The 22,732-nt window shown below is 72.3% G+C and carries 18 protein-coding genes and 2 tRNA genes; 16 read left to right on the top strand and 4 right to left on the bottom strand.

Annotated elements, in window-relative coordinates; all coding sequences use genetic code 11:
- Positions 1–158: 158 nt before the first annotated feature.
- Positions 159–1,778 carry a phosphoglucomutase (alpha-D-glucose-1,6-bisphosphate-dependent) gene (pgm, locus tag EDF50_RS13725; protein WP_123520077.1) on the bottom strand — a complete coding sequence of 540 codons (1,620 nt, stop codon included), beginning with the start codon at positions 1,776–1,778 and terminating at the stop codon, positions 159–161.
- A 69-nt stretch (positions 1,779–1,847) separates the two neighbouring features.
- Between pgm and pheA the strand changes: the two genes are divergently transcribed.
- Positions 1,848–2,801, top strand: a complete 954-nt coding sequence (pheA, locus tag EDF50_RS13720) for a prephenate dehydratase (RefSeq protein WP_123520076.1) — start codon at positions 1,848–1,850, stop codon at positions 2,799–2,801.
- Here the strand turns inward: pheA and EDF50_RS13715 are convergent, their stop codons facing one another.
- Entirely contained in the window at positions 2,802–3,827 is a 1,026-nt protein-coding gene (locus tag EDF50_RS13715; RefSeq protein ID WP_123520075.1) for a diacylglycerol kinase family protein, read from the bottom strand.
- Positions 3,828–3,925: 98 nt separating this feature from the next.
- On the opposite strand from EDF50_RS13715, the gene serS reads away from it, so the two are divergent.
- The 3 genes from serS (at position 3,926) to EDF50_RS13700 (ending at position 6,263) form a co-directional block, all read left to right on the top strand.
- On the top strand, positions 3,926–5,191 hold the full coding sequence (gene serS, locus EDF50_RS13710; RefSeq protein WP_123520074.1) for a serine--tRNA ligase: 1,266 nt from the start codon (positions 3,926–3,928) through the stop codon (positions 5,189–5,191).
- Positions 5,188–6,042 (top strand): HAD family hydrolase, encoded by an 855-nt coding sequence (locus tag EDF50_RS13705; RefSeq protein ID WP_199738796.1) that lies wholly within the window; start codon positions 5,188–5,190, stop codon positions 6,040–6,042. The genes serS and EDF50_RS13705 overlap by 4 nt, the downstream gene beginning before the upstream one ends.
- A gap of 133 nt (positions 6,043–6,175) precedes the next feature.
- Positions 6,176–6,263 (top strand) — tRNA-Ser (locus tag EDF50_RS13700).
- A gap of 70 nt (positions 6,264–6,333) precedes the next feature.
- On the opposite strand, the gene EDF50_RS13695 is transcribed toward EDF50_RS13700, so the two are convergent.
- Positions 6,334–6,633: a hypothetical protein gene (locus EDF50_RS13695; protein ID WP_148076844.1), complete on the bottom strand. Its 300-nt coding sequence runs from the start codon at positions 6,631–6,633 to the stop codon at positions 6,334–6,336.
- A 248-nt stretch (positions 6,634–6,881) separates the two neighbouring features.
- On the opposite strand from EDF50_RS13695, the gene EDF50_RS13690 reads away from it, so the two are divergent.
- From EDF50_RS13690 to EDF50_RS13660, 7 genes are all read left to right on the top strand, one after another.
- Positions 6,882–8,084, top strand: coding sequence for a glycoside hydrolase family 6 protein (locus tag EDF50_RS13690; RefSeq protein ID WP_123520072.1), 1,203 nt, complete (start codon positions 6,882–6,884; stop codon positions 8,082–8,084).
- A gap of 141 nt (positions 8,085–8,225) precedes the next feature.
- Entirely contained in the window at positions 8,226–9,590 is a 1,365-nt protein-coding gene (locus EDF50_RS13685) for an LCP family protein (RefSeq protein WP_123520071.1), read from the top strand.
- 525 nt (positions 9,591–10,115) lie between these two features.
- Positions 10,116–10,205: transfer RNA gene (locus EDF50_RS13680), tRNA-Ser, on the top strand.
- A 165-nt stretch (positions 10,206–10,370) separates the two neighbouring features.
- On the top strand, positions 10,371–10,703 hold the full coding sequence (locus EDF50_RS13675) for a hypothetical protein (protein WP_148076843.1): 333 nt from the start codon (positions 10,371–10,373) through the stop codon (positions 10,701–10,703).
- Between the two features lie 83 nt (positions 10,704–10,786).
- The gene (locus tag EDF50_RS13670; protein ID WP_123520069.1) at positions 10,787–11,971 is read left to right on the top strand and encodes an acyl-CoA dehydrogenase family protein; all 1,185 of its coding nucleotides are present in this window, start codon (positions 10,787–10,789) and stop codon (positions 11,969–11,971) included.
- Positions 11,965–13,338 (top strand): PIG-L family deacetylase, encoded by a 1,374-nt coding sequence (locus EDF50_RS13665; RefSeq protein ID WP_123520068.1) that lies wholly within the window; start codon positions 11,965–11,967, stop codon positions 13,336–13,338. The genes EDF50_RS13670 and EDF50_RS13665 overlap by 7 nt, the downstream gene beginning before the upstream one ends.
- On the top strand, positions 13,335–14,078 hold the full coding sequence (locus EDF50_RS13660) for a glycosyltransferase family 2 protein (protein ID WP_123520067.1): 744 nt from the start codon (positions 13,335–13,337) through the stop codon (positions 14,076–14,078). Before EDF50_RS13665 ends, EDF50_RS13660 begins: the two co-directional genes overlap by 4 nt.
- A 114-nt stretch (positions 14,079–14,192) precedes the next feature.
- Here the strand turns inward: EDF50_RS13660 and EDF50_RS13655 are convergent, their stop codons facing one another.
- Positions 14,193–14,858, bottom strand: coding sequence for a TetR family transcriptional regulator (locus EDF50_RS13655; RefSeq protein ID WP_158612729.1), 666 nt, complete (start codon positions 14,856–14,858; stop codon positions 14,193–14,195).
- Between the two features lie 563 nt (positions 14,859–15,421).
- Here EDF50_RS13655 and kdpF point away from each other — a divergent pair.
- The 5 genes from kdpF to EDF50_RS13630 all read left to right on the top strand — a co-directional run bounded on the left by kdpF (position 15,422) and on the right by EDF50_RS13630 (position 22,731).
- Positions 15,422–15,511: a K(+)-transporting ATPase subunit F gene (gene kdpF / locus EDF50_RS13650; protein WP_123520065.1), complete on the top strand. Its 90-nt coding sequence runs from the start codon at positions 15,422–15,424 to the stop codon at positions 15,509–15,511.
- Positions 15,511–17,187 carry a potassium-transporting ATPase subunit KdpA gene (gene kdpA / locus EDF50_RS13645; protein WP_123520064.1) on the top strand — a complete coding sequence of 559 codons (1,677 nt, stop codon included), beginning with the start codon at positions 15,511–15,513 and terminating at the stop codon, positions 17,185–17,187. Before kdpF ends, kdpA begins: the two co-directional genes overlap by 1 nt.
- Before the next feature lie 2 nt (positions 17,188–17,189).
- Complete coding sequence (kdpB, locus tag EDF50_RS13640) at positions 17,190–19,367, top strand: potassium-transporting ATPase subunit KdpB (protein ID WP_123520063.1); 2,178 nt, start codon at positions 17,190–17,192, stop codon at positions 19,365–19,367.
- Between the two features lie 139 nt (positions 19,368–19,506).
- The gene (gene kdpC / locus EDF50_RS13635) at positions 19,507–20,112 is read left to right on the top strand and encodes a potassium-transporting ATPase subunit KdpC (protein WP_123520062.1); all 606 of its coding nucleotides are present in this window, start codon (positions 19,507–19,509) and stop codon (positions 20,110–20,112) included.
- A gap of 12 nt (positions 20,113–20,124) precedes the next feature.
- Entirely contained in the window at positions 20,125–22,731 is a 2,607-nt protein-coding gene (locus EDF50_RS13630; protein ID WP_123520061.1) for an ATP-binding protein, read from the top strand.
- The last annotated feature ends 1 nt before the right edge of the window (position 22,732 follow it).

Raw genomic sequence — 22,732 nt, 5'->3', positions numbered from 1 at the left:
CGACGCCCGCCCACCGACGAGAAGCCCGCCACGGGCTGGCAGCTCGTCGTCATCGGCCTGGTCTGCGGACAGCAGAACGGGCGTGTTCGTGGAGAACGGGCGACCCTGATCGCCCGCTCTCCACGAACACGCCCGTCGGGCGATGCAGGAGGCGCGGGTCAGGCGCCGAGCGCGGCGTCGACGATCGTCTTGGCCTCGGCCTGCACCCGGGCGAGGTGCTCAGGGCCCTCGAACGACTCGGCGTAGATCTTGTAGACGTCCTCGGTGCCGCTCGGGCGGGCCGCGAACCAGGCCTTGTCGGTGACCACCTTGACGCCGCCGACCGCCGCGTCGTTGCCCGGAGCCTTGCTGAGTTTCGCCGTGATGGGGTCGCCGGCGAGCTCGGTGGCCTCGATGGCGTCGCCGTCGAGCTTGCCCAGGCGGGTCTTCTGCTCTTTGGTCGCCGCCGCGTCGACCCGCTGGTAGACCGGGTCGCCGAACTTCTCGACGAGCTCGGCGTAGAGCTGCGAGGGGGTCTTGCCGGTGACGGCGATGATCTCGCTGGCGAGCAGGGCGAGCAGGATGCCGTCCTTGTCGGTCGTCCAGACGGTGCCGTCCTTACGGAGGAACGACGCCCCGGCGCTCTCTTCCCCGCCGAAGGCGACCGAGCCGTCGACCAGGCCGGGCACGAACCACTTGAACCCGACCGGGACCTCCCACAGGCGACGACCGTGCGACTCGGCGACCTTGTCGATGATGCTCGACGAGACGAGGGTCTTGCCGATCGCGGCGTCGTCGCGCCACTCGGGGCGGTGCGTGTAGAGGTAGTCGATGGCCACGGCGAGGTAGTGGTTCGGGTTCATCAGGCCGCCGTCGGGCGTGACGATGCCGTGGCGGTCGGCGTCCGCGTCGTTGCCGGTCAGCACGTCGAACTCGTCCTTGCGGTGCACGACGCTGGCCATGGCCGAGGGGCTCGACGGGTCCATGCGGATCTTGCCGTCCCAGTCGAGCGTCATGAAGCGCCAGGTGGGGTCGACGCCCGGGTTCGTGACGGTCAGGTCGAGGCCGTACACGTCGCGGATCGCGCCCCAGTACTCGACGCTGGCGCCGCCGAGCGGGTCGGCGCCGATCTTCACGCCGGCCTTCTTGATGGCGTCGATGTCGATGATGTTGACGAGGTCGCCCACGTAGCCGCGGAGGAAGTCGTGGCGGCCGGGGGTGCCGACGCCGCGCTTCACGTCGACGTTGCCGGCGGCGATGATCTCGTTGGCGCGGTTCGCGATCCAGTTCGTGGCGTCGCTGTCGGCCGGTCCACCGTGCGGCGGGTTGTACTTGAAGCCGCCGTCGCGGGGCGGGTTGTGGCTGGGGGTGACGACGATGCCGTCGGCCTTGTCGGTGTTCGCCGGGTCGTTGTTGTAGACCAGGATCGCGTGGCTGAGCGCGGGCGTCGGGACGTAGCCGCCCTCGGCGTCGGCCAGCACCGTCACGTCGTTGCCGGTGAGCACCTCGACCGCGGTGCGCTCGGCCGGGCCGCTGAGGATGTGCGTGTCGCGCCCGATGAACAGCGGGCCGGTGATGCCCTGGCCCGCGCGGTACTCGACGATCGCCTGCGTGATGGCGGCGATGTGGGTCTCGTTGAACGCGGCGTCGAGGGACGAGCCGCGGTGGCCCGACGTGCCGAAGACGACCTTCTGCTCGACCTTGCTGACGTCGGGCACGAGCTCGTAGTACGCGGCCGACACCTCTTCGGGGTCGATCAGGTCACTGGCTTCTGCGGGGGTTCCGGCACGGTCGGTCATGGGGACATCCTGGCACCCGGCGCCGACCTTCGTCGCGGTGCCCGGGCGGCTCTCAGTAGGCTCCTCGTCATGCCGACCCGCGCCTCCTCGACGACCTACAGCTACCTCGGGCCCGCGGGCACCTTCACCGAGGCGGCGCTCAAGCAGGTGCCCGAGGCCGTCGGCGCCGACTGGAAGAGCGTCAACAACGTCGGCGAGGCCCTGGCCGACGTCGTCTCGGGCGTCAGCACCGCCGCGATGATCGCCATCGAGAACAGCGTCGAGGGCGGCGTCAGCGCCACGCAGGACGCCCTCGCGACCGTGCCCGGTCTGCGCATCGTCGGCGAGTACCTCGTGCGGGTCAACTTCGTGCTCGTCGCCCGGCCGGGCACCCGCGTCGAGGAGGTGCGGGTCGTCAACGCGCACCCGGTCGCCTACGCCCAGACCCACCGCTGGCTCGAACGGAACCTGCCGGGCCACGGGCACCTGCCTGCGTCGTCGAACGTGGCCGCCGCCGCGTCGCTGCTCGAGTCGGGCGGGGCCGGGGGCTCCGCGGACGCCGCGGTCGCGCCTCCCGGGATCACCGACCACCACGACCTCGAGGTGCTGGCCCGCGACATCGGCGACAACGACCAGGCCGTCACCCGGTTCGTGCTGGTCAGCCGCACGGTGCCCGTGCCGCCCGCGACCGGGGCCGACAAGACCAGCCTGATCGTCGAGCTGCCGACCGACGGCTCGGGGGCCCTGGTCGACATGCTCGAGCAGTTCGCCACCCGCGGCATCAACCTCAGCCTCATCCAGTCGAGGCCGATCGGCGACTCCCTCGGCCGCTACCGGTTCGTGATCGACCTCGAGGGGCACGTGCTCGACGAACGCGTCGCCGACGCCCTGCTCGGGCTCAAACGGTTCAGCCCGAACGTGACGTTCCTCGGGTCGTACCCGCGCGCCGACGGGGCCTCGGCCGAGGTGTCGCCGCGCCACGACGACGAGGCGTTCGTCGACGCCCGCGACTGGTTGCGCGGATTGATCAGCGGCCTCCGCTGATCAGGAGTCGGCGGGCACGCGGACGGTCAGGCCGCCCGGGTCGACGACCGCGCGCAGGGCGACGGCCTTGCCGACCGAGTCGCCGTCGATTTCGAAGTCCTGGGGGGAGTCGAGTCGCACGACGAGCTTCTTGCCCTTGTTGTAGCGCAGGGTGCGCACTTCGCGGCTGTTCGCGGCGAGGATGCGGCGACCGACCTGGGTGCGGCGCAGCACGCCGTTCTCCCACACGATCTTGACCCAGATCTGCACCCAGCCGAAGAACCCTTCGGGGCGCAGCGCCACGATGTCGAAGATGCCGTCGTCGATCGCGGCGTCGGGCAGCAGCATGATGTTCGCGGGCAGCAGGCCGCAGTTGCCGACGATGATCGTGTGGGCGCGCATGGTCTTGCGGCCGCCGTCGTCGAGCTCGTAGCGGACGTCGATCTTGTTGTCGTCGCGCAGCGCCCGGGCGATGGCGTCGACGTAGGCGAGCCAGCCGACGCGCTTCTTCAGCTCGTCGTTGGTGTTCGCGAGCATCTTCGCGTCGAGCCCGACGCCGGCCATGACGACGAACGCCTTGGTCTCGCGCGAGCCGTCCTCACGCTCGATGTCGACCACGCCGAGGTCGATGTCGCGGTCGCGACCGCTGAACGCCGTGGCGATCGAGTCGTCGAGGTTGTCGAGCGAGAGCTCGAGGTTGCGGGCCAGCAGGTTGCCCGTGCCCGAGGGCAGCAGCGCGAGCGAGGCGTCGGTGCCCTGCAGGGCCTCGGCCACCGCACGCACGGTGCCGTCGCCGCCCGCGGCGATGACCATGTCGACGCCCTCGGCCAGGGCCTGCTTGGTGACCTCGCCGCCCGGGTCCTCTTTGCTGGTCTCGTAGAACTTCGTGGGAGCCCAGCCGTTCGAGAACTCGTGGCGCTCGACGGCCGTCTTGATGGCGTCGAGGTCGACCTTGATCGGGTTGTAGACGACCGCGGCGGTCTGGCGAGCCGTCTCGGGCTCGGGCGCCGAGGCGCGCTCGGCGGGGGCGGGGGAGGTTGCGGTCATGGGGCGAGCGTATTGGACGCGCCGCGGCGAGGTAACGAGAAGGCGAAGGCTCTGTGCGGAACGTCGGCCGAGCACGTGCCGTTGCCTAGGATGGGCGGGTGATCGATCCCCAGTTGCTTCGTGAATCCCCCGACCTCGTCAAGCAGAGCCAGCGGGCCCGGGGCGACTCCGAGTCGCTGGTCGACGACGCGGTGGCGGCCGACCAGGCCCGCCGTGCCGCGATCGCCGCCTTCGAAGACCTGCGCGCCGAGCAGAACGCCTTCGGCAAGACGGTGGCCAAGGCCCCGAAAGACGAGAAGAAGGCCCTCGTCGCGCAGGCCCAGCAGCTCGCCGCCCGCGTGAAGGAGGCGCAGGTCGCCTCGAACGAGGCCGACGCGGTCTACGACACGGCCGCGCGCGGCATCGGCAACCTGATCGTCGAGGGCGTGCCCTCGGGCGGCGAAGAGAACTTCGTGACGCTCCGCGAGCACGGCACCCGCCCCTCCTTCGATTTCGAACCGCTCGACCACGCCGACCTCGGCGAGAAGCTCGGCGCCATCGACATCAAGCGCGGCACCAAGGTCTCGGGCTCGCGCTTCTACTTCTTGCGGGGCATCGGCGCCCGCCTCGAGCTCGGCCTGATGAACATGGCCCTCGACCTCGCGCTGAAGAACGACTTCACACCGCTGATCACGCCGACGCTCGTGCGGCCCGAGGTCATGGCGGGCACGGGATTCCTGGGCTCGCACGCCGACGAGGTCTACCACCTGCCCGCCGACGACCTGTACCTGACCGGCACGAGCGAGGTCGCGCTCGCCGGGTACCACTCGGACGAGATCCTCGACGTCGAGGCGGGCCCGATCCGCTACGCCGGCTGGTCGACCTGCTACCGCCGCGAGGCCGGGGCCGCCGGCAAAGACAACCGTGGCATCCTGCGCGTCCACCAGTTCAACAAGCTCGAGATGTTCAGCTACGTGCACCCCGACCAGGCCGAGGCGGAGCACGACGCGCTCGTGGGCTTCCAAGAGAGCATGCTGCAGGCGCTGGGCCTGACCTACCGCGTCATCGACGTCGCGGCCGGCGACCTCGGCTCGAGCGCCGCCCGCAAGTTCGACATCGAGGCCTGGGTGCCGACCCAGGGCACCTACCGCGAGCTGAGCAGCACCTCGAACTGCACCACGTTCCAGGCGCGTCGACTCGACACCCGGTACCGCACCGAGAGCGGCAAGACCGCACCGGTCGCGACCCTCAACGGCACCCTGGCGACCACGCGGTGGCTGGTCGCGATCCTCGAGACGCACCAGCAGGCCGACGGCTCGGTGGTCGTGCCCGAGGCGTTGCGCGGCTACCTCGGCGGCCTCGAGGTCATCGAGCCGGTCGCATGAGCCAGGCCTCCGCCGTACCCCGGCCCGACGACGAGCCCGTGGCCGCCGCCGACCGGTGGCTCGTCGCGCTCGACGTCGACGGCACGATCATGCCCGAGGACGGCACGATCTCCGAGGCCGTCCTGGGTGAGATCACGCGCCTCCACGACCAGGGGCACCAGGTCATGATCGCGACCGGGCGCTCGGTGTCGATGACGCTGCCGGTGATGGAGCGTCTCGGTCTCGTCTCGGACTACGTCGTCTGCGCGAACGGGGCGATCACGTTGGGCCGCGACGAGTCGGCCCCGACCGGGTACCGCCGCGTGCACGTCGAGGAGTTCGACCCGACCCAGGTGCTGTCGACGATCCGCGAGGCACTGGCCGACGCCGGAGCCGGCTACGCCGTCGAAGACCAGGAGGGACTGCTGCGGTACTGCGGGTCGTTCCCGGCCGCGGCCGCCGCCCTGAACGCCGAGAAGGTCGACTTCGACGACCTCGTCGGCCGGCCGGCCACCCGCGTGGTCGTCGTCTCGCCCGACCACGACACCGAGGACTTCCTCACGGTCGTCGAGCGCATGGGCCTGCAGCACGTCAACTACAACGTCGGCTGGACGGCCTGGCTCGACATCGCCCCGGACGGCGTCACCAAGGCGACCGCGCTCGAACGGGTGCGACGGTGGCTCGACGTGCCGCGGTCGCAGGTGCTGGCCGCCGGCGACGGACGCAACGACATCGACATGCTGCGCTGGGCAGCAGGCGAGGGCCGAGGGGTCGCCATGGGACAGGCGCCCGACGACGTCGCCGCGGTGGCCAACGAACGGACGTCCAGCGATCTCGACGACGGGCTCGCCGAGGTGCTCGCCACGCTCTGAGCCGACGGCGCTGCTGAGTTGCTAGGCTCGTGCCCGGTTGCCGGGTGCGCATCCCGCCACGAAATGGACACGACGCCACGTTTAAACGTGGCGGGTTGTCCACATCGTGGCGGCGTAGCTCGCCGGGCCACCGGGAGGGCTGTCCGAGCGGCCGATGGAGCTTGTCTTGAAAACAAGTGGGCAGAGATGTCTCGTGGGTTCGAATCCCACGCCCTCCGCCACACGGGTCACGCCCTCCGCCAGGTGAGGCGAGGCCGGTGACGCGGCCCGCGCCTCCTCGGGGGGACGGGGCTAGTGCTTGGCGGCGGCGTAGGTCGCGAAGGCCTCGCCGATCAGGGTGCTGAGCTCGCGCCAGGTGGTGTCGTCGACCGAGACCGCGGAGTCGCCGTCGACGAACCCGGCGTGCTTGTGCAGCACGTCCGAGCCGACGGCGGGCAGCACGAAGAAGTCGCGGGTCCAGTCGTCGGTGTCGGCCATCACGGGGGCGCGGTACCAGTCGAGGTAGCCGTCGAAGACGTCGTTGCGCTCGTCGCCCTTGAGCCAGGTCTCGACCGAGTCCCGCCACGCGTCTCGGTTGGTCTCGCCGTTCATGTGGTCCTCCGGGGCCTGGTGCGTGCGGGAGCGTCCGCGACCGCCGGTCCAGTGTCCCAGGTCGGTCGACGCGAGGGCCGTCACGGCGGCTGCCCCCCGAAGTGGAACGCCCCGTCCCCCCGAACAGGGACTGAACGCCGCCGTGCCTCCGTGTTGCACTGTTCGAGCCTCCCGCTGCGGCCCCGCACCGACCGGCACCCGGGCGGGCCGAACACCGCCCGGGCCCCCGACCCCCAGGACCGACACCCATGACCCACCTGACCCCGACGACCCGCGCCGCCGTCGTCATCGGCGTCGCCGTCGCCCTGGCGGCAGGCCTCGTGGTCGCGCCTGCTCGGGCTGACGCCGTCCCCGTCGAGCCGCGCTCCGCCTCGGCCACGGCATCACCCCCGACCTCGGCCACGACCGCGTCCGGCCCGACCGTCCGGCCGACGAAGTCGGCCGAGCGCGCCATCGCCGCGTTCACCTCGCGCGGTGAGCGCGGAGCGACCGGGTCGCCCGACCCTGCCTCGTCGACGGTCCCGACGGCGACGACGCCGGCCGCCGCCCCCCAGAGCATCCGCACCGCCCCCAGCACGACCCTCTACCGGGGCGGGCTCTACGTCGACCCCAGCGGTGAGGCGGCTCGTGCCGCGAACGCCCTGTCGTCCCAGGGTCGGACGGCCGAGGCGGCGGCGGCGCGCACGATCGCACAGCAGTCCGTCGCGACCTGGCTCGGGGGCTGGTTCACCGACGCCCAGCTCGTGAAGAAGATCGACGGCACGGTCGCCGCCGCCGAGAAGGTCGGAGCGACGCCCGTCTTCGTCACGTACAACATCCCCAATCGCGACTGCGGCAGCCACTCGGCCGGTGGTTCCGCCGACAACGCGGCCTACCTCCGCTGGAACCAGCTCGTCGCCTCACGCCTGGCCGGCCACCGTGCGTCCGTGATCGTCGAACCCGACGCCCTCGCCCTCATCAGCACCTGCCCCACCCAGACGAACGGCCGGGAGGCGACCATCGCCGCGGCCGTGGCGGCACTCGCCGACGCCGGGGTGCCCGCGTACATCGACGCCGGCAACTCGAACTGGGTGCCGCCGCAGACCATGGCCGCCCGCCTCGAGGCCGCGGGCGTCGACCGCGCCCGTGGCTTCGCGACCAACGTCTCGAACTACTACCCGGTCGAGAACGAACGTGCCTACGCCGAGAAGGTCTCGCAGGCGACGGGAGGCGCGCGCTACGTGATCGACACGTCGCGCAACGGTCGCGGCTGGAAGGGCACGTGGTGCAACGCCCCCGGGGCCGGCCTGGGGTCGGTGCCCGCCGTGCAGGCCGGCACGACGAAGCTCGACGCCCTGCTCTGGATCAAGACGCCCGGGGCCAGCGACGGGCAGTGCAACGGGGGACCGGCGGCCGGCCAGTGGCATGCGTCGTACGCCGTGCAGCTCGTCGCGAACCGCGCGGTCGGCTGAGTCCCGGCGGCGGCTCAGGGCCGCCTGCGTAGAATCTCCATCTGCCCGTACACCGAACGGCGCCCGTCTGCCCGCTCGATCCGCGAGACATCTCGAGGCCGAGTGACCGACGACCGTCGTCGATGACCGAGAGGACACCGCGTGAGCGACCTTCGCGACCGATCCGGCCGTGGCCGCCGAGCTGCCCGACCCGAGACGACCGGTTCCGGCCGTCGTTCCGCCCCGGCGTCGACGGGAGTCGCCCGTCACGGCCGACTCAAGAGCGGAGGCGCGGTGCGGGCCGTCACGAAGATGGTCGCGGGCACGGTGGCCGTGTTGCTCGTCAGCGGCGCCTCGGTCGGCGCGATCGCGGCGTACCAGGTGCGCAGCGACCTCGGCACGGGGGTCGAGCTGCAGGCGGCGCAGGGCCAGACCACCAAGCCCGCGCCTCCGTCGATCAGCGAATACGAGGGCGGCTTCAACATCCTGGTCGTCGGGACGGACAACGACGCCAGCCAAGACCAGGGAGCCTTCGGCGAACGCGACGCCACCCTGAACGACGTCAACATCCTGCTGCACGTCTCGGCCGACCACACCAACGCGACGGCCGTCAGCATCCCGCGAGACATGGTCGTGCCCATCCCGTCGTGCGCGAAAGAGGACGGCTCGGGGTACTACTCGGCGATGTCGGCCCGGCCCATCAACGAGGCCTACTCGTACGGCGGTCTGAGCTGCGTCGCCTCGACCGTGTCGAGCCTGACCGGTCTCGACATCCCCTTCGCGGGCATGATCTCGTTCAACGGCGTCATCGAGATGTCGAACGCCATCGGCGGGGTGCCCGTCTGCGCCGCCACCCCCATCAAGGACCGCTACACGGGTCTCGACATCCCGGCCGGCGAGACCGTGCTGTCCGGGGCCGACGCCCTGGCCTTCCTGCGCACCCGCCACGGCGTGGGCGACGGGTCGGACCTCGGCCGCATCAGCAGCCAGCAGGTCTACCTCTCGTCGTTGTTGCGGACGGTGAAGAGCGCCGACACGCTCAGCAACCCCACCAAGCTCTACTCGCTGGCCCGCGCCGCGGCCAGCAACATGACCCTCTCCGACCAGCTGACGAAGATCGACACCATGGTGCAGATCGGCCTCGCCCTGCGTGACCTGCCGCTCGACGACGTCAACTTCGTGCAGTACCCCGGCACGACCGGCGGCTCGGGAGTGTACGAGGGCAAGGTGCAGCCGGACAAGGCCGTCGCGACCCGCCTGTTCGACGCGATCGCCGCCGACGTGCCGTTCTCGATCCCCGAGGGAAGCACCGGCATCGGCTCGCAGAGCACGGCCACGGGTGACGGCTCCGCGGCGGGCCAGGCACCGGGCGCTCCGGCCGACACGACCGCTCCGGCCGACACGGCGGCGCCCACCGACCCGGGCGCGGGAGCGGCGACCACGGCGCCGACGACCGAGGTGATCGAGGGCCTCACCGGCCAGACGGCCGCCGACCAGACCTGCTCGGTGGCGTTCGGCTCGAACTAGCGGCAGGCGTTCGGCTCGAACCAGCGGCGGACGGCCGAAGAGCCGTCCCGGCGAGTAACCAGCTCGCCGGGACGACCGGTGACCTCAAGCGGCGGCCCGAACCGGCACGCATGAGAACCCCGCGGTGCCGGGATCAGGGGTGCGGCACCGAGGGGGGTGTGGGAGCCGGCGTCGGTGCCGGCGGCGAACCCCTCGGACGCAGCCGTTCGGGTGCGGCGCTCGATGATGGGGTACGTGACGGAGCGACTGTCGGGGGGCGTGTTCGGCAAGGGTGAACGGGCTCGTGCTGTCGGGCCCCGGCCCCTCGGTCGTCGTCGGCGTCAGGGGTACTCTATGTGTCCGCACAAATGCCGACAAGCCGACGGTGCCCCCCAGAGCGGGTGGCGCACGGGTGGTTCTGTGCACGCCCCTGCATGCCCCTGCACGCCCCTCCGTGCGCGACGTCCGACCGACCCCGGGGCCCGTTTCGGCATCTGGCCCTCGGGCAGCTATGCTTGTCCCTGCGCGTTCGCTCGCGAGCCGCATGGAGCCGTCGCATAGTTCGGCCTAGTGCACCACCCTGCTAAGGTGGAGTTCCCTTTGTGGGAACCGTGGGTTCAAATCCCACCGGCTCCGCGGAAAGCCACGTCGGTTCTCTCTCTCGCCAGAGATGTTCCGGGGTGGCTTTTCTTCTGCCCGCTTCCGGCGCGCGGACGTCCCCCGACGACGTGTTCTCCCAGATGCCTGCGGCGTAGCGTGATCCGCGACGACGAGTCGTCTCGACTGCAGGGAGAACCACCGGTGAAACGCATCCACTACGCCGACGAATACCTGGTCACCGGTGACGGCATCGCGGCCGCCATCGTCGAGTACGCGCGGGCGCTGGCGCTGCAGAACAAGTCCGACATGGTCGACCTGCCGGGCATGGATCGCGGTGGAGTCCGCCAGCGGTTCCAGATCCTGCTCGGCCCGGCGAGCCAGATGCTCGTCTCCGAAGAGCAGACCGACGAGGCCGAGATCGCCGACGACCGCCTGGTCGACGAGATCGAGGCCCGCATCGACCGGCTGCGGGGCGTCGAACCCCAGGCCGGCGAGCCGGCCGAGGGCATCCCCCTCGACGCCGACGAGTTCTGACGCTCCGACGATCCGCGACACCTGTCGACCGGTTCGGTGTCAAGGCCCCGCGCCTGCACCGCTGACCGACTAGCGTCAGCAGGATGACCCCCACCGCGCCTCCGCAACCGACCGAGGCCGTGACCGCGGTCGGCCTGGGAGGCGCGGGTCCGGTCGTCGGCACGGCCACCGCTCTCGTCGTCGAGCGGCTGCGAGCCCGGCCGGCACCGTCGGTCGGCGAGGCCCTCGAGCTGGCGGTCGAACTCGGTCGTCACGGCGCCCTGCCCGGGCTGGGATCGACGGCCGACCTCTGGCAGGCCCTGGCCACGCTCGCCGCCCACGACGTCGGCGCGGCCCGAGCCGCCGAGCCGCACCTCGACGCCCTCGCGATCCTCGATCAGCACGCCGAGGAGCTCGCCGCGAACTCGTCCGAGACCCTGCCGGACGAGGACGGTGCCGACCGCTCCGCGCTCCCCGCCCGTGCCCGGTCCGACCGGTCGTTCACCTGGGGCGTGTTCGCCGCCGAAGGCCCCGGCGTCCGCTTGAGCGGTGCCCGTCGCCCGGACGCGGCGAACTCCTGGTCGCTCAGCGGAACCAAGCCCTGGTGCTCGCTCGCGGGCACCGTCGACGGTGCCCTCGTCACCGCCTGGGTCGGCGACGAGCGGCGGTTGTTCTCGGTCGACCTCCGTCAGGACGGTGTCGCGGTCACGGCCGACGCCTGGCACGCCCGAGGACTCGTCGAGATCCCGTCGGGTCCGGTGGAGTTCGACGAGGTCGAGGCGCACGAGGTCGGTGCGCCGGGTTGGTACCTCGAACGTCCCGGCTTCTCGTGGGGCGGCATCGGCGTCGCGGCGTGCTGGTACGGCGGCGCGGTCGGGGTGGCCCGCACGCTGCTCGCCGCGGCGGTGACCGCCTCGTCGCGCGCGCCGGAGCGCCCTGCCGACCCGCACCTCCTGCAGGCCCTCGGCCTCGTGGACACGCGACTGGCCGACGCCCGCCGTGCGCTGGTCGAGGCCGCCGACCTCGTCGACGCCGGAGAGGCGACCGGTGAGGCCGGGCGCCTGCTGGCCAAGCGCGTCCGCGGCACGGTCGCGCACGCCTGCGACGAGGTCGTCGCACGGGCGTCCCGTGCGCTCGGTCCCGCCCCGCTGGCCACCGACCCGGAGCACGCCAAGCGTGTCGCCGACCTCGGGCTCTACCTGCGTCAGCACCACGGCGAACGCGACGACGCCTCGCTCGGCCAGACGCTCCTCCGTGACGCCGTGGCCGAGGGGCGCCCCGCGTGGTGAGCTTCGACGGTCGCGCGCCGGGGACCCCGGTCGAGACCTGGGAGGCCGACCCGCGCCTCCTCGCCCTGCCGCCGCTGACCGACTCGGTCGACCCGACCGGCGTGACGCGGCTGGTCGTGCTGGCCGCGCACCCGGACGACGAGACCCTCGGCGCCGGTGGCCTGATCGCCGACGCCGCCGCCCGCGGCGTGCCCGTCACGGTGGTCGTCGTCACCGACGGGGCCGCCTCCCACCCCGGTTCGACCACGAGCGCCGAGAGCCTCGTCGCGACGAGGGCCGAGGAGGCGCGGGTCGCGGTCGACCTGCTGGGTCACGACGTCGAGCTGGTGCGGTGGGGCATCCCCGACGGGACGGTGCGCGAGGCCCGGGCCGAGATCACCGAGCGAGTGCGGCCTCTGCTGCCCGGGCCCGGTGGCCTGCTCGTCGCGCCCTGGCGTGGGGACGGCCATCGCGACCACCGCGTGCTCGGCGAGATCGCCGCCCAGCTGCTCGGCGAGGCGGAGCAGGCCGGCACCACGATGCTCGAGTACCCGATCTGGCTGTGGCACTGGGGGTCGCCCGACCACCCGGACGTCCCGTGGCCGTCCCTGCGGCTGTCACCCCTGGACGCCGTCGCCGACGCGGCCAAACGCTCGGCCCTCGCGGCCTACGTCTCGCAGCGTCGACCGCTCTCGTCCGCACCCGAGGACACCCCCGTGTTGCACCCGGTGTTCGAGCGGCACTTCGCCCGCGGTCGCGAGGTGTTCGTGGTCGGCGACGCCGGGACGATCGTCGCGACCGAGGCCACGTTCGACCGGACGCACGCTCGCCGGGCGGACCCCTGGCGGGTCACGACGCGCTGGTACGAACGGCGCAAACGGGCCCTCACCGTCGCGTCGCTGCCGCGTGAGCGCTACGGCCGCGTGCTCGAGGTGGGCTGCTCGATCGGCGTGCTGACCGGCGACCTGGCCCCCGCGGCCGACCGTCTGCTTGCCCTCGACGTGTCGTCGGTCGCCGTCCAGGCCGCCCGCGAACGACTGGCCCACCTGCCGCATGTCACGGTCGAGCAGGCCGACGCCGCCGCCGACTACCCGTCGGGCACGTTCGACCTCGTCGTCCTCAGCGAGGTCGGCTACTACCTGGCCCCCGACGCGTTCGGTCGGCTCGTGGACGCGATCGTCGACGGGCTCGCCGACGACGGCGACGTGGTCGCCTGCCACTGGACCCAGCCCGAGGGTGACTTCCGCCAGGACGCGGTCGACGTCCATGCCCGGCTGGGGGCCGACCCGCGCCTCCACCGGGTCTCGCACCACGTCGAGGACGACTTCGTGCTCGACGTGTTCTCGCGTGACCCCCGGTCGGTCGCCCGACGGACGGGACTGCGATGACCCCGGCACCCGAGCGCCCGACATCGACGCTCCCCGTGCGGGCCGTCGCGGTCGTCGTGCCCGCACACGACGAGGAAGAGCTCGTCTCGCGCGCCCTGGACGGCCTCGACGTGGCGCGGCGGCACACGGCCCGGACCCACCCGGAGGTGCGGGTCGTCGTCGTCTTCGTGGCCGACGCCTGCACCGACGGCACTGTCGCGGCCGCTCGTGCGCACCCGCGCGTCACCGTCGTCGAGATCGACGCCCGCGGCGTCGGCGTCGCCCGGGCCGTCGGCGTCGACGTCGCCCTCGACGAGCTCGCCGCCCCGTCGGACGACCTGCCGCTCGACGCCGTGTGGCTCGCCTGCACCGACGCCGACTCGGTCGTGCCGCCGGGCTGGATCGACGACCAGCTCGACCGCGCCACGGCCGGGGCCGACGTCGTGATCGGCACCGTGCGACCCGACTTCGCCGACCTCACACCGCGCCAGATCGCGGCCTGGACCGCCCGGCACACGCCCGGACGCCCGAACGGCCACGTGCACGGCGCCAACCTCGGCGTGCGGGCCTCGTCGTACCGGGCGGTCGGCGGGTTCGCCCCGGTCGACCTGCACGAGGACAACGTCCTCGTCGACCGGTTGCGGGACGCGGGCGCGACGCTCGTCGCCTCGGACGTCGGCGAGGTGCTGACCTCGGGACGACGGGACGGACGCACGTCGGGCGGCTACGCGGGCTACCTCGCCGTCGACCTGCTCGCCTGACGGAGCCGACCCGCGCCTCCTGGCCTCGTGCTCACCGCGTCTCGTGCACCGCACCCCGTCTCGACCCGGTGCCGTGCACGAAAGGCGGTGCGGTGCGGACCGGACCGGACCGGGTCAGGCCACGGGGCCGAAGCCCGTGCGGAAGCGGTCGAAGGTCGTCGCCCAGTAGGCCCGCAGGGCGTCGACCCGGTCGTCGTCGGTGGTCGAGTCGACCCACGGATCGTAGACGCCGCGCAGCACGGCGATGACGGCACCCCAGGTCGAGTGGATCAGCAGGGAGGTGGTCAAGGGGTCGCGCGAGGGCCCGACCGCGAGGGCGATGACGTCGCCGACGCGTTCGGTCATGGGGACGCCGACCGCGAGCACGTAGGGCAGCAGGGGCTCGTGCGTGCGCAGCAGGTGGCGGAGGCTGGTCATGTAGTCGACGAGCTGGATGTCGACCGCCGAGAGCAACAGCAGCTCGAGCAGGTCGATGTCGGTGCCCTCGAAGGACGCCAGCACCGACAGGTCGGAGGCGTCGACCGCCGCGCCCGCCTTGTTGAGCAGGACCGAGGCCACGGCGTCTTCTTTGCACGAGTAGTGGTTGGCGAACGTGCGACGGGAGTAACCGGCGAGGGCGGTGACGTCCTCGACCACGAAGCCGTCGAAACCCTTCTCGGTCGCCAGTCGGAAGGCCGCGTCCGCGAGTCCGCGGCTCGTCGCCCGGCGCTTCTCGTCGCGTCCGCCCACGGCCTCGGTGAGGAATCGAGGCTGTCCGCCGCCTGCCGAGGTCTGGTGCATCCGCCCATGGTGCCGAAACTTCCTGAGAATTTGCATGCCCATTAGGCAACGGTGCGTCAGGATCGCGTACCCTCAAGGAGTCCGATTCGGGTCGGACGGCCTCGAGAGACACCAGGCACACAACCCTTGCGAGATCGCGCAGGGTCGCGTCGGGTGCGACCCTCCAGCTGAACCGCGGTGGGGGCCCGGTCCTCTCGAGACATACGCCTCGTGGCCCCCGTGGTCACGGGGCGTTCCCGCGTGCCCCGACGGACGCCCGGCATCCGCGCCGTTCCCGCACCGCGTGAGGCCGCCGTTCCCGCACCGCGTGAGCCCGCCCGCGCCCGCCGTGAGGAATCCGTGAGCATGCGGCCCCGCGCCGTAGGGAGTCCGTGAGGACGCCCGGCCGAGACGTGCGAGAGGTGTCTACTGACTCGCTGTGCCGCACCCGGCACGGCGACCGGCGAGGCCGGCCGCACCGCACCTCCCGATCCTGGAGTCATCGTGCTCGACATCCTCTCCGTCGCCCTCGCGGCGGCCGCCTTCGCGGTCGTCGCCCTGATCGCCCGGGGGGTCGAGAAGCTGTGATCGTGTTCGACGTGATCGCCGCGGCGCTCGCCGTGGCCGCCCTGGTCTACCTCGTGGTGGCCCTCGTGAAACCCGAGCGGTTCTGATGGGCGACACCGCGGCCGGTCTGCTGCAGATCGGCACCGTCGTCGTCGTGCTCGTGGTGCTCCACCGCCCCCTCGGCGACCACATGGCCCGTGTCTTCACCAGCCCCCGCCACCTGGCCGTCGAACGCGGCCTCTACCGCGTGATCGGCGTCGACGGTTCGGCCGAACAGACCTGGCGGGCCTACCTGCGCGGGGTGCTGGCCTTCTCGCTGGTCGGCTTCGCGTTCGTCTACCTGCTGCAGCGGACGCAGGCGCTGCTGCCCGCCAGCCTGGGATTCCCCGCCGTGCCGCCCGGACTGGCCTTCAACACGGCCGCCAGCTTCGTGACGAACACGAACTGGCAGTCGTACTCGCCCGACGTGACGCTCGGTTACGCCGTGCAGCTGGGCGGCCTGGTCGTGCAGAACTTCGTCTCGGCCGCCGTCGGCAGCGCCATCGCGATCGCCCTGGTGCGGGGCCTCGCCCGCAGCCGCACGACGACCCTGGGCAACTTCTGGGTCGACCTGACTCGTTCGCTGACCCGCATCCTGCTGCCCGGCGCCGTGGTCGCCGCGGTCGTGCTGCTGCTCGGCGGAGTGATACAGAACGTCGCCGGATTCACCGACGTCACCACCCTCACCGGCGGCAGCGCCACGATCCCCGGCGGACCGGTCGCCTCGCAGGAGGCGATCAAGCTGCTCGGCACGAACGGCGGCGGATTCTTCAACGCGAACTCGGCGCATCCGTTCGAGAACCCGACGGCGTGGACCAACCTCGTCGAGGTCGTGCTGATGCTCGCGATCCCGTTCTCGCTCCCGCGCACCTTCGGTCGGATGGTCGGCTCGACGAAGCAAGGGGTCGCCATCGCCTCGGTCATGGCGATCTTCTTCGCCGTCTCGCTGACGGCGATGACCTGGTTCGAGCTGCGCGGCGCCGGCACGGCGACGCAGCTCGCCGGCGGCGCCCTCGAGGGCAAGGAGGCGCGGTTCGGCATCTGGGGGTCCACCCTGTTCGGAACGACCTCGACCCTGACGTCGACGGGGGCCGTCAACTCGATGCACGATTCGTACACGGCGCTCGGCGGCATGATGGCGATGATCAACATGATGCTCGGCGAGATCGCCCCCGGCGGGGTCGGCTCGGGGCTGTACGGCATGCTCGTGCTGGCCGTCATCACCGTGTTCGTCGCCGGCCTGCTCGTGGGGCGCACGCCCGAGTACCTGGGCAAGAAGGTGGGGCCGCGCGAGATCAAGCTCGCCAGCCTGTACATCCTCGTCACGCCGACCATCGTGCTCGCGGGCACGGCGCTGAGCTTCGCGATCCCGGCGGTGCGCGCCGACGTCGAGGGCACGTCGATCTGGAACGCCGGGCTGCACGGGTTCAGCGAGGTGCTCTACGCGTTCACCTCGGCCGCCAACAACAACGGCTCGGCGTTCGCCGGCCTGACCGCGAACACGCCCTGGTTCAACACGGCGTTGGGCGTCGCGATGCTGTTCGGCCGGTTCGTGCCGATCGTGCTCGTGCTCGCCCTCGCCGGCTCGTTCGCCGGCCAGGTGCAGACCCCCTCGACCTCGGGCACCCTGCCCACCCACCGGCCGCAGTTCGTGGGCCTGCTCACGAGCGTGGCCTTCATCATCTCGGCACTGACCTACTTCCCGGTGCTCGCACTGGGCCCGCTCGCTGAAGGGCTGAACTGACCATGTCCACACCGACCATCACCCCGACCACCCCGTCCGGGTCACCCGCCCCGACGACCGCGTCGTCCGTCGACGCCGGTCGTGCCGGTGCCTTCGGGCCGGCCCAGGTGGTCGCCGCCCTCCCCGGCGCCGTGCGCAAGCTCGACCCTCGCGAGATGTGGCGCAACCCCGTCATGTTCATCGTCGAGGTCGGCGCGGCCTACACGACGGTGCTCGCCGTGGCCGGCCTGTTCACCGGCCCCCAGACCTCGGGCGGCTCGATCGTCCCCGGGTCGTTCACCTGGGCCATCGCGATCTGGCTCTGGCTGACGGTCGTCTTCGCGAACCTGGCCGAGTCCGTCGCCGAAGGGCGCGGCAAGGCACAGGCCGAGACGCTCCGCGCGACCCGCACGAGCACGACGGCCCGACGTGTGGTGTCGTACGACGCGACGGGCGACGCGTCGGCCGAGCGCGCCTCCTTCGAGGACGTGTCGTCGGCCGACCTGGCCCTCGGCGACGTCGTCGTCGTGGTCGCCGGCGGGCTGGTCCCGGGCGACGGCGACATCGTCCAGGGCATCGCCTCGGTCGACGAGTCGGCCATCACGGGCGAGTCCGCCCCGGTGATCCGCGAGTCGGGCGGCGACCGCAGCGCGGTGACGGGTGGCACGCGCGTCCTGTCGGACCGCATCGTCGTCCGCATCACGAGCAAGCCGGGCGAGACCTTCGTCGATCGGATGATCGCGCTCGTCGAGGGTGCCTCTCGGCAGAAGACCCCGAACGAGATCGCGCTGAACATCCTGCTGGCCAGCTTGTCGATCGTCTTCGTCGTCGTCACGCTGACCCTGAACCCGATCGCGGGCTACAGCGACGCCGCGGTCAGCGTGCCCGTGTTGATCGCCCTGCTGGTCTGCCTGATCCCGACCACCATCGGGGCCCTGCTGAGCGCGATCGGCATCGCCGGCATGGACCGCCTGGTCCAGCGCAACGTGCTCGCCATGTCGGGCCGTGCGGTCGAGGCCGCCGGCGACGTGACGACGCTGCTGCTCGACAAGACCGGCACGATCACCTACGGCAACCGTCAGGCCGCCGAGTTCACCCCGCTCGACGGGGTGGCCGAGGCCGAGCTGGTCGACGCCGCCGCGGCGTCCTCGCTCAGCGACCCCACCCCCGAGGGCACGTCGATCGTCGACCTCGCCCTCACGAAGGGCTGGCACCAGGCCGCCGAGCAGCGTGGCGAGATCGTCCCGTTCACCGCGCAGACGCGCATGAGCGGCCTCGACCTGCCCGACGGCACGCGCATCCGCAAGGGCGCCGGCGGTTCGGTGATCGCCTGGATCGAGCAGGACCGCCGCCTCGCGTCGAGCGAGCACGACGAACTGCGGGCCCGCATCGACGAGATCTCGACCGCCGGCGGCACGCCGCTCGTCGTCGCGGTGAAGACGGGCGACTCGGCGGCCGCGGCTCGCGTGCTCGGCGTCGTGTACCTGAAGGACGTCGTGAAGACCGGCCTGCGCGAACGCTTCGCCGAGCTGCGCAGCATGGGCATCCGCACGGTGATGGTGACGGGCGACAACCCGCTCACCGCCGCGGCGATCGCGGACGAGGCGGGCGTCGACGACTTCCTGGCCGAGGCGACCCCCGAGGACAAGCTCGCGCTGATCCGTCGCGAACAGGAAGGAGGCGCGCTCGTCGCGATGACCGGCGACGGCACGAACGACGCCCCGGCCCTCGCGCAGGCCGACGTGGGCATGGCCATGAACACGGGCACGTCGGCCGCGAAGGAGGCCGGCAACATGGTCGACCTCGACAGCGATCCGACCAAGCTGATCGACGTGGTGCGCATCGGCAAGCAGCTGTTGATCACCCGCGGTGCCCTGACGACGTTCTCGATCGCCAACGACGTCGCGAAGTACTTCGCGATCATCCCCGCCATGTTCGCCGGGGTGTTCCCCGGGCTGGGGCTGCTCAACGTCATGCAGTTGCACTCGCCCGCCTCGGCGATCCTGTCGGCGATCGTCTTCAACGCGCTCGTCATCGTCGTGCTGATCCCGTTGGCCCTCCGCGGGGTGCGGTACCGCCCGGCGTCGGCGTCGCAGATCCTGTCGCGCAACCTGCTGGTCTACGGCCTCGGCGGCGTCGTCGCGCCCTTCGTCGGCATCAAGCTCATCGACCTCGTCGTCAGTCTGCTGCCCGGCTTCTGACCCGTCCCCGCCCGGTCGGCGGGTTCCCGTCCGCGGCGGCGGGTCAGCGCTGGCCCGCCCTCGAGGACGGGAACCCGCCGACCGACGAACACCGCACCTCCTTGGCTTCTCGCGCCACCGTCCCGAAAGAAGAACCGACATGAACATCCGCTCCACGCTCCGCCAGTACGGCGTCGCCCTCCGGGCCATGGTGGTCGCCACCGTCGTGCTCGGCCTCGCCTACACGGCCGTGATCACCGGCATCGGGCAGCTCGTCGTGCCGGGCCGGGCGAACGGCTCGCTCGTGACCGTCGACGGCCAGACCGTCGGCTCGACGCTGATCGGGCAGTCCTTCACCGACGCCGACGGCGCCGCCCTGCCCGAATGGTTCCGGTCACGCCCGTCGGCCGCCGGCGACGGCTACGACGCGTCCGCGTCGAGCGGCAGCAACCTCGGCCCCGAGAACGACGACCTCGTCGCCGCGATCGAGCAGCGCCGGGCCGACGTGGCGACCCTCGACGGGGTCGACCCGGCCTCGGTGCCGGTCGACGCCCTGACCGCCTCGGGGTCGGGCCTCGACCCGCACGTCTCGCCGGAGTACGCGCTCGAGCAGGTCGCACGGGTGGCCGAGGCCCGGTCGCTGCCCGAGGCCACGGTGCGCACGCTCGTCGAGCAGCACGTGCAGGGACGCGACCTCGGCTACCTCGGCGAGCCGACCGTGAACGTGCTCGAGCTCAACGTGGCGCTGGCCGGGCTCGGTCGGTGACAGGCTGAGCGCATGAAGCGAGGGCGGTTGCGGGTGCTGCTGGGGGCCGCGCCCGGCGTGGGCAAGACGTACACGATGCTCGAAGAGGGAGCACGGCTGCGGTCGGAGGGGGTCGACGTCGTCGTGGCCGTCGTCGAGACGCACGGGCGACGGGCGACCTCCGCCCTGGTCGGCGACCTCGAGGTGGTGCCCCGCCGGGCGGTCAGCCATCGCGGCATCGCGCTGGACGAACTCGACCTGGAGGCGGTGCTCGCGCGGTCACCGCAGCTCGCGCTCGTCGACGAGCTCGCCCACACGAACGCCCCCGGCTCCACCCACGAGAAGCGCTGGCAGGACGTCGAGACGCTGCTCGACGCCGGCATCGACGTCGTCTCGACCGTCAACGTGCAGCACGTCGACTCGCTCACCGACGTGGTCGAGCGCATCACCGGGGCGACCCAGCGTGAGACCGTGCCCGACGCCGTGCTGCGCGGGGCCGACCAGGTCGAACTCGTCGACCTCGCCCCCCAGGCCCTGCGGGACCGCCTGGCCGAGGGCGTCGTCTACCCGGCCGACCGGGTCGACGCGGCGCTCTCGAACTACTTCCGTCTGGGCAACCTGACGGCCCTCCGCGAGCTGGCGCTGCTCTGGCTGGCCGACGAGGTCGACAGCGCGCTCAAGGCGTACCGCGACGAGCACGGCATCGACAGCACGTGGGAGGCCCGCGAGCGCGTCGTCGTCGCGCTGACCGGCGGGCCGGAGGGCGAGACGCTGATCCGCCGGGGCGCGCGCATCGCCGCGCGGTCGTCGGGTGGAGAGCTCGTCGCCGTCCACGTCAGCGCCCAGGACGGCCTGCGGCAGGGAGCGCCAGGGGCCCTCGCGGCGCAACGGGCCCTGGTCGAGAAGCTCGGCGGCACCTACCACCAGGTCGTCGGCTCGGACGTGCCCCGCGCGCTCGTCGACTTCGCCCGGGGGGTGAACGCCTCGCAGCTCGTGATCGGCGTCAGCCGGCGCGGGCGCCTGGCCGCGGCGTTGACCGGCCCCGGCATCGGCTCGACGGTGATCCGCGAGTCGGGCCGCATCGACGTGCACATCGTCACCCACGCCTCGGCCGGCCGCGACCGGGTGCTGCCGCGACTCGGCGGGGCCCTCTCACGACGCCGCGTGGTCGCAGGCTTCGTCCTCGCCCTCGTGGCGGGACCGCTGCTCACCGCGCTGATGACCGGACACCGCTCCGAGGACGGCATCGCGGGCACGGTGCTGGTCTTCCAGCTGCTGGTCGTGGTGGTGGCCGTCACGGGTGGCATCTGGCCGGCCCTGCTCGCGGCGCTCCTGTCCGGCGTGACTCTCGACCTCTTCTTCATCGCGCCGATCTACCAGCTGACCATCGCCGAGCCGCTGCACCTGGCGGCGCTCGTCCTGTACGTGCTGAACGCCGCCATCGTCAGCTACGTCGTCGACCAGGCCGCTCGCCGCAGTCGCGCCGCCGCCCGGGCGCTCGCCGAGACCGAGCTGCTCGCCACGGTCGCCGGCAGCGTGCTGCGCGGGCAGGACGCCCTGCAGGCCCTGATCGGCCGCACCCGCGAGGCCCTGGGCATGACCCGGGTGCGCGTCGTCCAGGGCGGGGTCGAGCGGGGGGAGGCGCGGCTCGCCGACGACGGACGCCCGGCGCCCGGGTCCCCCGCTCAGACCACCACGACCATCGCCGCGGGCACCGACGCGACCCTCGAGCTGACCGGCCCCGAGCTCCAGGCAGCCGACCGGCGCCTCCTGGACGTCGTCGCCGCCCAGGTCGAGGCGGCCCTCGAGCACTCCGAGCTGAGCCGGGCCGCGGGCCAGGTCGCCCCGCTCGCCGAGGTCGACCGCATGCGGAGCGCCCTGCTGGCCGCCGTCGGTCACGACCTGCGTCGCCCGCTCGCCGCCGCGACGGCGGCCGTCAGCGGGCTGCGGCAGACCGACGTCGCCTGGAGCGACGCCGACCGCGACGAGCTGCTGTCCACCGCCCACGAGAGCCTCGACTCGCTCTCGACCCTCGTCACCGACCTGCTCGACGTCAGCCGGGTGCAGGCCGGGGCGCTCGCGGTGACGACGGCGGACGTCGACCTCGACGAGGTCGTGCTCGGCGCCCTCGACGAACTCGGCCTGGGGCCGGCCGACGTCGAGCTGGCGCTGCGTGCGACCGTGCCGCCCGTGCGGGCCGACGCCGTCCTGCTGCAGCGCGTGGTCGTCAACCTGCTCGACAACGCCCTGCGTCACTCGCCGCCCGGGGCGAGCGTCCGCATCTCGACGAGCGCCTTCGGCGACCGCGTCGAGTTGCGCGTCGTGGACCGCGGGCCAGGGGTCCCCGTCGAACGACGCGACGAGATCATGGTGGCGTTCCAACGACTGGGCGACACCGACAACGGCACCGGTCTCGGCCTGGGGCTCGCGCTCAGCAAGGGGTTCGTCGAGGCGATGGGGGGCACCCTCGCGCTCGACGACACCCCCGGTGGCGGGCTGACCATGGTGGTGGGGCTGCCCGTGGGCGGGCCTCCGGCGGGCGGGCCTGCCGTGGGCGGGCCTCCGGCGGGCGGGCCTGCGGCGGGCGGGCCTGCCGTGGGCGGGTCGACCGACGCCGATCGGGTACGGTCGGCGACGTGAG

It is taken from the genome of Frigoribacterium sp. PhB24, from assembly GCF_003755185.1.
In the GTDB taxonomy this organism is placed as follows: Bacteria; Actinomycetota; Actinomycetes; order Actinomycetales; family Microbacteriaceae; genus Frigoribacterium.
The sequence above is the reverse complement of the archived record's forward strand: the minus strand, read 5'-3'. Positions and strand labels throughout refer to the sequence as shown.